The following is a 9417-nucleotide window of genomic DNA, read 5'->3' on the forward strand; positions in this document are numbered from 1 at the left end:
ATCCCGATCAGCTCGAGAGTACTTTGCGGTTTGCGTACCACTGCACGAAGTTAATGAGCAGCAGCAGCAGGAACGAAACGACCAGCATAACGACGGCAATAGCCGTAGCGCCAGTGTAATCGTATTGTTCGAGCTTAGTCATGATGAGCAGCGGCGTAATCTCCGTGACCATCGGGATGTTGCCAGCGATGAATACGACTGAGCCGTATTCGCCGATTGCCCGGGCAAACGCCAGAGCGAACCCAGTCAAGAGGGCCGGCAGCAGCTCCGGCCAGATCACCTTCCGGAACGTACGCAATCGTCCGGCTCCGAGAGTCGCTGCGGCCTCCTCCGTATCAGCCCCGAGTTCTTCAATGACAGGCTGCAACGTCCGCACGACGAAAGGCAGCCCGATAAATGTTAGTGCGATGATGATACCTAGCGGTGTGAACGCAATTTTGATACCATACGGCTCCAGAAAGGAGCCAATCCAGCCCTTGGTTGAGTACAGACTGGTTAAAGCGATGCCAGCAACGGCTGTCGGAAGTGCGAAGGGCATATCGACCAGCGCGTCCAGAATTCTTTTGCCCGGAAAACGGTATCGCACTAGCACCCAGGCTACGATGAAGCCGAAGACGGCGTTGATCAAAGCCCCGATGAGCGAGGCGCTGAACGTGAGCTTATACGAAGCGACCACCTGCGGGTCGGTGATGATTTCCCAGAAACGGTCCCACGGCATCGTCGCCGTCTTCAAAATGAGCGCAGATAGCGGGATTAGCACGATGAGGCTCAAGTACAGCAGGGTAAAGCCCATGGTGACACCGAATCCGGGGAGTATGCTTTTATCTTTCCAACCTGTTCGCATAATGAGGTAAGCCCCTTTTATTTGGCTGCTGGTTTGTAAATCTGGTCGAAGACTCCCCCGTCATTAAAATGAACGGTTTGTACTTTCCCCCAACCGCCGTATGGCGCGTCATTGATCGTCACCAGCTTAAGTTTCGGGAATTTTGACTCATATTTCTTCACAATCGCCTCAGATGACGGACGGTAGAAGTTTTCCGCTGCAATCGTTTGGCCCTCATCGCTGTACAAATAGTCGAGATAGGCTTTGGTAACTTCCTGCGTGCCTTTGCTATCCGCAACTTTATCTACGATTGCGACTGGCGGCTCAGCAAGGACGGAGACGGACGGATAGATGATTTCATACTTGTTCGGTTCGGACTTAACGGATAACAAGGCTTCGTTCTCCCAAGCGATCAGCACGTCGCCAATACCCTGCTCAACAAATGTTATTGTTGAATCGCGGGCGCCAGTGCCTAGTACTTTGACGTTCTTGTAAAGACTGCCGATAAACGCTTTGGTTTGCGCTTCATCGTTGCCTTTGCCCAGCGAGTACGCCCAGGCTGCAATGTAGTTCCAGCGCGCGCCGCCCGATGTTTTGGGATTCGGCGTAATGACCTCAATGCCCGATTTCACCAGATCATCCCAGTCTTTGATGCCTTTGGGATTACCCTTGCGCACGAGAAGCACAATCGTTGATGTGTAAGGTGCGCTGTTGTTTTTGAACTCCTTCTGCCAGCCCGGCTGGATCAGGCCTTCCTTCTCCAATGGATCGATATCTCCGGACAGCGCTAGTGTAACTACGTCAGCCTTGATACCGTCGATGACGGATCGCGCCTGCTTGCCGGAACCGCCGTGAGACTGCTTGATTGTCACTTTGTTGCCAGTCTTCTCCTCATACTGCTTAGCGAACGCTTTGTTGTACACTTCATATAACTCCCGCGTCGGGTCATAGGATACGTTAAGCAACTCGTAGGATTTACCCCCTGCCGGTTTGGCGCTGGCTGCTGCTGCCGTGGCAGCTGGTTGTGTCGATGCCTCCTTGCCTCCGCACGCAACCGTGCCTGCAACGAGTGCAGACAGCACGAATAATGACGATGATCGTTTCAAAAGCGGCTTCCAAGCGAATGTGTTTCCCATAAATAATGACCCCTCTCTTTACTGCTTAATTTTTTTTGTGAAACTAAAACCAACTTAATCATATGGTTTTAGTTGGTTTTATGTTGAAATTAATCTATCATCGTAGGGAATATCTGTCAACAAATATTTATGTGGGTATGTTCAAGCGGGGATGAGGTTGGGATTTTGGCTGTAAACCCGAATCCCAGAAGTACGAATTTTAATGATTCCTAATCGTTGACATGGTAAAATCTTCGTGCTAAAATCCGAAACACAGTAAACGTATCGGAAAAGTTATATTTATTTCGATATTGAAAAGAAGGTGATTCCTATTGTCAACGTACCCATACAATACCTTTCTTTGAAAAAGGATTTGGCGAGAGCAATCGAATCCGATCACTTGAGTCTCTACTATCAGCCGCAAGTTGAAATGAAGAATCGGCATATTGCAGGCATTGAAGGACTTGTCCGCTGGAATCATCCGAATTATGGGGTAGTACCGCCATCTTCCTTCATCCCAATCGCCGAAGAGAACGGACTTATCGTACAACTTGGTTTATGGGTAATGCGTGAAGGGTGTATGGCAAACCATCGCTTTACCGCACTTGGGCTTCCACCGCTGCCCGTTTCGATCAATATATCGCCTATTCAATTGAACAGTCCGGCCTTTCTCGACGACTTGCATCGCATCATCCAAGAGACTGGCGTAGATACTCAATTGCTTGAACTGGAAATAACCGAATCCGTGGAGATTAATAAGGTTGACCGAATAAGCCGGATGCTTCGTAAGGTTCGTAATATGGGAATCAGAACGGCCATTGACGATTTTGGAGCCGGTTTAAGCAATTATCATCGACTGCGCCATTTACCTGTCGATCGGTTAAAGCTAGATAGGTCGTTAATACGGGACATTCACACCAGCGATAATCAGCGCTTCATCGTTTCGGCAATTATTCTTCTTGCGAATCGAATGGGCATTGATGTCATCGCCGAAGGTGTTGAACAGGCGGAACAGGAAAGGGTGCTACTGGAACTTGGTTGTAGTCTTGCACAAGGGTTTTATTACGGGCAGCCGATGACATGCTCACAATGGGAAAATTATTATTCCCATCACCTTGGATTGAACTTGTATTCCATTTAATTAGTTGGATATGTGAAGGAGATGGTTGATTGCTATGGAACGATTTATTTTTCTCATTCGATGGTCGCGGTCTTTCGGGTCGCTCGGCTTAAAACCAGGGATATTATTGTTAAATCGGCTATCGTTCTTGGGTAAGTTTGCGTTGATCGGCATTGTGGTGCTCGTGCCATTGCTCGTTTTGACTGGACAATCCGTTATCGACTCTCGCGCCTCGCTGTCTGCTGTTCGGAAACAGATTGATGGTTTGGCGGCCGTTCGTACGGCAGGCGATCTTGTACGCACGCTTGAACTGCATCGGACGCTTCAGGAAAGCGCCCGTACGAATCAGTCGGATGTCGAGCACTTCCAAGCTGCAGAAACCAAAGCGGATATTGCGATAGAAACTCTTGGATTCTACGTGGCGAAAGAAGGTGGGGATAAATTACTGCAAGAGACGTGGAGTGATTTCGTCGGCCGATGGAACCAATTAAAAGCGCAAGGACAAGAATTAAAACGCATCGAAAGCTCTGAAGTTCATACGGTACTGTTAAACCGGTTATCAAGATTAATCGATCGGTTAGGCATGGAGTCGGGCCTTCTTACGGATTCTCAACCAGAATTATTTCAAATAAAGGATGAGACCATTCGGCAATTTCCCAAGCTCTTGCTCCATTTCGACAATTTTCAGGTCGATATGCAGGTGGCAGTTACGCAATCGACAATCGGTGTTAATGATAAGAATAAGATTGCTGCGGAAGCAGAAGCGGTCGATACGGAATGGGCGGCAATTTATCAAGCTTCTTCGGACCCCGGTCAAGCAGCTGCACATTATGGGGTGAAAGATGGAGACGCGAAAACGCAGGAAGCCGTTAAGCGTATGCTGGATGACGTTCAGTCCAAAGTTGTATTGCCACTCAAGGTTTCACTGAATGTGCAGGATTGGCTGCAGTTGTCGGGCGATGTGGCAGATCGGATATATGAGCAATGGAATGGACGGATTGATTGGATCGATCAAAGTCTGCATGAGCGTGTTGCGAGCGAGAACAAGATGACGTTCTTGATTCAACTGATTTGTATCGTAGCGGTATTGGCGTCCATTTATTTGTTTTTGGCGCTTTATCGTTCGATCACTCGTGTTGTTTTGGATATGGAGAAAGCTGCGCTACGACTTGCCGATGGCGATTTGACGGCACGCTTTCAAATTGGAACAAAGGACGAGTTTCGAGTCGTAGCTAACAGCTTTAACCATGTTTGCGAATCGTTCCAGTCCGTTTTGCTTGAAGTAAGCCAATCCTCTAATCAATTGGCTGCTTCTTCGGAACAGCTATCGGCAAGCGCAGGGCAAAGTTCCAAGGCCACTGAACATATTGCGGGTATTACCGAACAGATGGCGGACGGGGCCAGTCAACAGGTTTACAAGGTTGAGGAAAGCGTCCAAACGATTCAAGAAGTATCGGCAAAAATTCAGCAAATTGCAGTGAGTGCACAATCTGTAGCGGAGACTACAACAACAGCCTCTGAGAAATCATCGGAAGGCGGACGCGCTATTCAGACCGCTATAGGACAGATGAGTTCCATTAGCAGTTCTGTGAATGGACTCGCACGAGTTATTACCCAACTAGCCGTTACTTCCCAAGAGATTAGCCGAATTACTGAAGCAATCACGCAAATATCGCAGCAAACCAATTTAATCTCTCTTAACGCTGCAATCGAAGCGGCTAGGGCAGGCGAGCACGGACGCGGATTTGCTGTAGTAGCAGATGAAGTAAAGAAACTTGCGGGACAATCTTTCCAATCGACGAAAAAAATTACGGATCTGATCCATGTTATTCAAGGCGAGATCGATAAGGTTCAGGAATCCATGCAATCGGCAACCGAGGAAGTAATGTTGGGAATGGAAGTCGTGCATACGGCGGGAAGCCTATTTTCCGAGATTGAACACTTTGTTGATGAGGTTAACAGCCAAGTGCGAGAGGTTTCAGCAGCAACTCAGCATATTTCCGCCGGAACAACGCAAGCTGTACAAGCCATTGAAGTAATCGCCAGTGTGGCTCAAGCAACTGCATCCCGATCCCAAAATGTATCTGCTGCTGCAGAAGAGCAACTGGCTTCTATGGAGGAAATTTCATCCTCATCTTTGGAACTTTCGCACATGGCTGAGGAGTTGCAAGTATTAGTGGACAAATTCAAGCTGTAATTACGGCTCGTTTCGAAAGTGTATAGTCCAAATGGCTGCAACAACAATCGACTCCCAATACTTAGGGCTTCCTTGTTGTCGGTTAATAATGTCCATACTGAAATAGTTCTGCTAAAATGGGATCATATATTTTTGAATTGAACGCAAGGCACAAAATAATAAATAATCATCATTTTGCACAATGAAAGGGGGCAATTCGTTTGAATAGACAAGAGCTACAGAAAAAGGTTCGCCATACGGTACATCAACTGATCTGGGAAAAAGGGTACGTGAGCCCCTTGGATTTATTCTTAAAGATGGAAAAGATCTCTCCCAAGCTTGTAGAGGAGTGGCGATTCGGAAGAGTTCCATATCTAGAACGGGTTCTTCACGGTAACTTGGGTCAATTCAGCTTCATGATGAAAGAATTCCGGAAAATAGCCAGGGAGTTGGAACTTAAGGAATCATACTCCGCCTATATGTCCTGGGGAAAAGGTCCGAAACGTCCGCTACGTTTCTCGAAATCAGGTGACTACCAAGTTGAAAGACACTATTCCACCCGCTATGTAAAGCCGACCCAACCGGACATGCCCAACTTGAACCCGCTTCAGGGGATTAATCAGCTGCAAGAGATTGACGAAGTTTGAGTCTAAGCAATCTAAATAGATGTATTGATCTGTATTGATCCTGTTATTTTGGCCGACAAAGCCTGTAAAGCAGCGGATGCTGCCTGAAATGGACTCTGGAATGCAAATCAATGTCATCCTTGGAGTTGGTTTTATTCAGTTTGCTAGTTTGGTAAAGTTCTGGACACCGTGCCTGCAGAAGTCTGTTATCTGCTCGCATGTGTGCTTTTTTTTATCGGCAGTTAGGAGAGGAGGATATCATGTATCCGCAAATTAATTTTCCCAAGAAAGTAACGGAGAGATGGCTTAATCTGGCTTTTGCTCCACTGAGCGATTACTTGAACCGGGAGCACCCGGAAGATGCCCGCAACATTATGGCATATATGACATTCATGTACAATAAAGATGAGCGATTTTACTACCGAAATTGCATCACAAATGATTCGATCGTGCTCAATCAATTGGGGGAACTTGTTTCATTTGGCAGGGAAGCATCTGTGGGGACCGATCGTAAACCTCAAACAAGATACTGCCTCTATCTGTATCCCTCTGAGTTCCTGACGAAAATTGCTATCCAATTTGTTGGAGACGAAATCGTAGAGAGAAGATGCAGCTACTCGCAATATTCGGAATACGAGAAACAAGTGCGGAACCTTAACGATGAGGGATGGCAGGTGATTACCGTCATTCGGGAATTTCTTGATCGAGATCTCGACCATTTCCGGTTAGGCTTCTATGCTATAATAAAGGTAACTGATTTGGAGGTGGCAAGGATGAGATGGGAAGAAGTTCGTGAACAGTTTCCTAATGAATGGGTTGTTTGTGAGGCGTTAAAATCCCGCTCCGAGAACGGATACTGGCTCGTTGATGAAGTAGCTGTCATTGATCGCTTTGACGACTCTACTGTTGCTATGAAACGATATTATGAATTGCATCGGGCACAGCCTTACCGGGAATACGGCTTCTTTCATACATCCCGTGAAAAATTAGAGATTCGAGAAAAATGGTCGGGGGTACGGGGACCCAGATGAACATAGACGTAAGGTATGGACTGCCCTTTATTGAGGTAACCATTTGTTACCGTGGTGAAAAACTTCATTTGAATAATGTATTACTCGATACAGGCTCGGCAGGAACCATTTTCAGTGCAAATGCAGTGGATGCTGCCCCTGCCTTAGCGCCCGTCCGGCATATCTATGTCGTAGAGAATCCTGCGGTATTTTCTACGCTCGCTGATGCGGCTGACAAACTTCCGTTTGCCGGGGACATTGAAGGTCACGATACAATCGGGCCCTTGCTGATGTGCACAAGCGGTCCTGCCAGCGCTGCCGCGCTGCGTTTGTATCGTTCTCTGATGATGAGAAACTTCGCCTAGGAAAGACGCAAGCCGTATGGGACAAAGCTCTTTGTGAAGTGATGGGCGTAGGCAGTAACAAATTGTTTCAGGAACAGTTGATTGTTCGGTTGGCCCAAGAATGGATGCTTGAGATCATGAGGTATGGTTGTGGAATGATACTCTTGGAGGGACGTCGTTGGGGAAGAAGAGGAAAACAAACACACCGCGAGCCAAACGCATGAACCGGGATGGTAGGCTGCAATCGGCTGCGGCTAGCTGGCTTAAGACGTATACGGGGAATCGTCATATTTATGGATATCGCAAACATTTTGGGGTCTGTGTAGGGACAGCCATTGCGGAGTTGCGTGTGCTAGGCGTACCGCTTTCCGATGAAGTTGTTAAGAATGCTACAGAAAGTGAGCAAGCTGCCATCAGAGTAAAACAAGCCCGCAAGGAAAAAAGGCAGCAACGTCTGGAAGAGCAACGAAGCGGTGCGGTTCCGTGGTCTGATGAGACGTACGCATACATAGCCGGATATACGAGTGGGGGATTTCCATTTGGCGTTACATGGGAGGAAATGGAGCGATTCGCCGACAGGGAGAGCCTCGATCGCACAGTTCCTCCCCGAAGCAGGGATTTACACTTTTCTTCGGATGAGGAGGAACTGCTAGTTATTGAAGGGTGGGAGGCGGAAGAAGTGCCCTTCGACCTGGAGGAGTTTATGCTCAATCAGTCGGAATGTCTTTATGAATAAATGAGAGATTTAAAGTGATAGGTAATGATTGGAATGGAGCTGTTCGAAATCTTCCATTTTCAATGATTTAGTACGAAATACGAATAAGATTGTCTGACTACGAAAAAAGCATCCTAATGGGTGCTTTTTTGCATAGCTCCTTAAGTGCAATGGTTTAATGGTGTCTCAGATAAGGCCTGCGCTTAAGGCAACCTCGGCTCATCGCAGCCATGGCAGGGGTTGCGCATAATGGTTGGTCAGAATCATAATAGGGGGTCACAGTTAATTCTTATTATTTTCCATAAGTTACTACAAAATGGATGGGTCATGTATAATAAAAACAATCTTAACTAATCAGTATGAAAGGAACTGGAACTGTGATTCAATTATTTCGGAGTTTCCGTTTTGTGATTTTACTGCTGGCCACGTTCACTTCTTCTATCGGCACAGGCATTACATCCATCACGCTTCCTTGGTATATGATTGAGCAGCGCGGAGATAAGATGCTTGGGCTAATGATGATCATCGTTACGATTGTTTTATTCGTTCTGTCTCCTATGATCGGAGCCATTGTTGATCGGTTTTCACGCAAAAGAGTATTGATAGCAACGCAGTTGTTGTGTGGCGGCATGATCGGCTGTTTTACGCTGCTGGGCGTTTATCACGCATCTTTCAGTACGTTTGATCTTACGGTTATCTCATTAGCCGGGTCTATCTATTTCACGCTTCATATTCCTACCTTTTTTGCGATTGTTCAGGAATTGTTCGATCATTCGGCGTACAAAAAAGTGAATACCGTATTTGAAATGCTGAATCAAATTGATCCGATCATCGCCGGTGCCTTGGCCAATTTTGTGCTGATGAAGCAGGACCTTTCATTTATTCTTGGGTTGGATGTTTTGAGCTATTTACTTAGCGCTGTGCTCATCGCTTTGCTTCCCTATAATCCCCGGCAGCAGGAGAAAAGAGATCGACTCAAGTCTGCTGGTTGGCTTCATGCGATGGCCGAAGGGTTTATCTACCTGCGCTTGCGGCCCCGAATGTTTTTGTTTTTTTTCTTTGCTCATATGACTTTCTTAATCGTTATGGTCGGTAATTTCTTAATTCCTGTTTATATTATAAAAGGGCTTCTCCAACCCGGCTCGTTCTTGGGCTATTATAACGCCGTTTACGCGACTGGAGCACTGGTTTGCGGCTTTATGGTCATCTGGCTTATGAACCGTATTGGTGGCTTTGCGGCACTGGTCGGGATGATGACTGTGTTTACGGCAAGCCTGACAGGAACTTTTTTGCTGCAACAGCCCGGTTTGTTTCTGCTATGTTCCCTGCTCACGGGTTTCAGCAACGCGGGGTCCAAAATCATGTAACTACTTAGGTCTACCCAAAATTTTGTTGGATATTTTCTTCGTTGGCACAAGGGAATATGAATAAATATGGAGAATAGAGATTTATTCCATATTAGGGACGTGAGCCAATTGAAATGCACGG

The 9417-nt window shown here is 46.8% G+C and carries 9 protein-coding genes; 7 read left to right on the forward strand and 2 right to left on the reverse strand.

The features are described 5' to 3' along the window. Positions 1-7: 7 nt before the first annotated feature. Positions 8-844 (reverse strand): sulfate ABC transporter permease subunit CysT, encoded by an 837-nt coding sequence (cysT, locus tag IEY34_RS22975; protein ID WP_189015485.1) that lies wholly within the window; start codon positions 842-844, stop codon positions 8-10. Between the two features lie 17 nt (positions 845-861). Beyond that, on the reverse strand, positions 862-1959 hold the full coding sequence (locus IEY34_RS22980; RefSeq protein ID WP_189015487.1) for a sulfate ABC transporter substrate-binding protein: 1098 nt from the start codon (positions 1957-1959) through the stop codon (positions 862-864). 352 nt (positions 1960-2311) lie between these two features. Between IEY34_RS22980 and IEY34_RS22985 the strand changes: the two genes are divergently transcribed. The 7 genes from IEY34_RS22985 to IEY34_RS23015 all read left to right on the forward strand — a co-directional run bounded on the left by IEY34_RS22985 (position 2312) and on the right by IEY34_RS23015 (position 9296). Further along, complete coding sequence (locus IEY34_RS22985) at positions 2312-3079, forward strand: putative bifunctional diguanylate cyclase/phosphodiesterase (RefSeq protein ID WP_189015489.1); 768 nt, start codon at positions 2312-2314, stop codon at positions 3077-3079. A gap of 34 nt (positions 3080-3113) precedes the next feature. Continuing rightward, a complete protein-coding gene (locus tag IEY34_RS22990) occupies positions 3114-5255 on the forward strand; it encodes a methyl-accepting chemotaxis protein (RefSeq protein ID WP_189015490.1) in 2142 nt (713 codons plus the stop codon). A 200-nt stretch (positions 5256-5455) separates the two neighbouring features. After that, positions 5456-5881: a hypothetical protein gene (locus IEY34_RS22995; RefSeq protein WP_189015492.1), complete on the forward strand. Its 426-nt coding sequence runs from the start codon at positions 5456-5458 to the stop codon at positions 5879-5881. A 239-nt stretch (positions 5882-6120) separates the two neighbouring features. Further along, positions 6121-6891 carry a hypothetical protein gene (locus IEY34_RS36940; RefSeq protein WP_229757795.1) on the forward strand — a complete coding sequence of 257 codons (771 nt, stop codon included), beginning with the start codon at positions 6121-6123 and terminating at the stop codon, positions 6889-6891. Then, positions 6888-7235 (forward strand): DUF2399 domain-containing protein, encoded by a 348-nt coding sequence (locus tag IEY34_RS23005; protein WP_229757796.1) that lies wholly within the window; start codon positions 6888-6890, stop codon positions 7233-7235. The genes IEY34_RS36940 and IEY34_RS23005 overlap by 4 nt, the downstream gene beginning before the upstream one ends. Positions 7236-7392: 157 nt before the next feature. Next, positions 7393-7950 (forward strand): hypothetical protein, encoded by a 558-nt coding sequence (locus IEY34_RS23010; RefSeq protein WP_189015494.1) that lies wholly within the window; start codon positions 7393-7395, stop codon positions 7948-7950. Between the two features lie 338 nt (positions 7951-8288). Next, positions 8289-9296, forward strand: coding sequence for an MFS transporter (locus IEY34_RS23015; RefSeq protein WP_268240164.1), 1008 nt, complete (start codon positions 8289-8291; stop codon positions 9294-9296). Positions 9297-9417: the final 121 nt, after the last annotated feature.

This window comes from Paenibacillus marchantiophytorum (genome assembly GCF_014640555.1).
Taxonomy (GTDB): Bacteria; Bacillota; Bacilli; order Paenibacillales; family NBRC-103111; genus Paenibacillus_E; species Paenibacillus_E marchantiophytorum.

Coding starts and splice junctions, on each gene's coding strand:
- cysT (WP_189015485.1), bottom strand. CDS start 844: ATGCGAACAGGTTGGAAAGATAAAAGCATACTCCCCGGATTCGGTGTC.
- IEY34_RS22980 (WP_189015487.1), bottom strand. CDS start 1,959: ATGGGAAACACATTCGCTTGGAAGCCGCTTTTGAAACGATCATCGTCA.
- IEY34_RS22990 (WP_189015490.1), top strand. CDS start 3,114: ATGGAACGATTTATTTTTCTCATTCGATGGTCGCGGTCTTTCGGGTCG.
- IEY34_RS36940 (WP_229757795.1), top strand. CDS start 6,121: ATGTATCCGCAAATTAATTTTCCCAAGAAAGTAACGGAGAGATGGCTT.
- IEY34_RS23005 (WP_229757796.1), top strand. CDS start 6,888: ATGAACATAGACGTAAGGTATGGACTGCCCTTTATTGAGGTAACCATT.
- IEY34_RS23015 (WP_268240164.1), top strand. CDS start 8,289: ATGAAAGGAACTGGAACTGTGATTCAATTATTTCGGAGTTTCCGTTTT.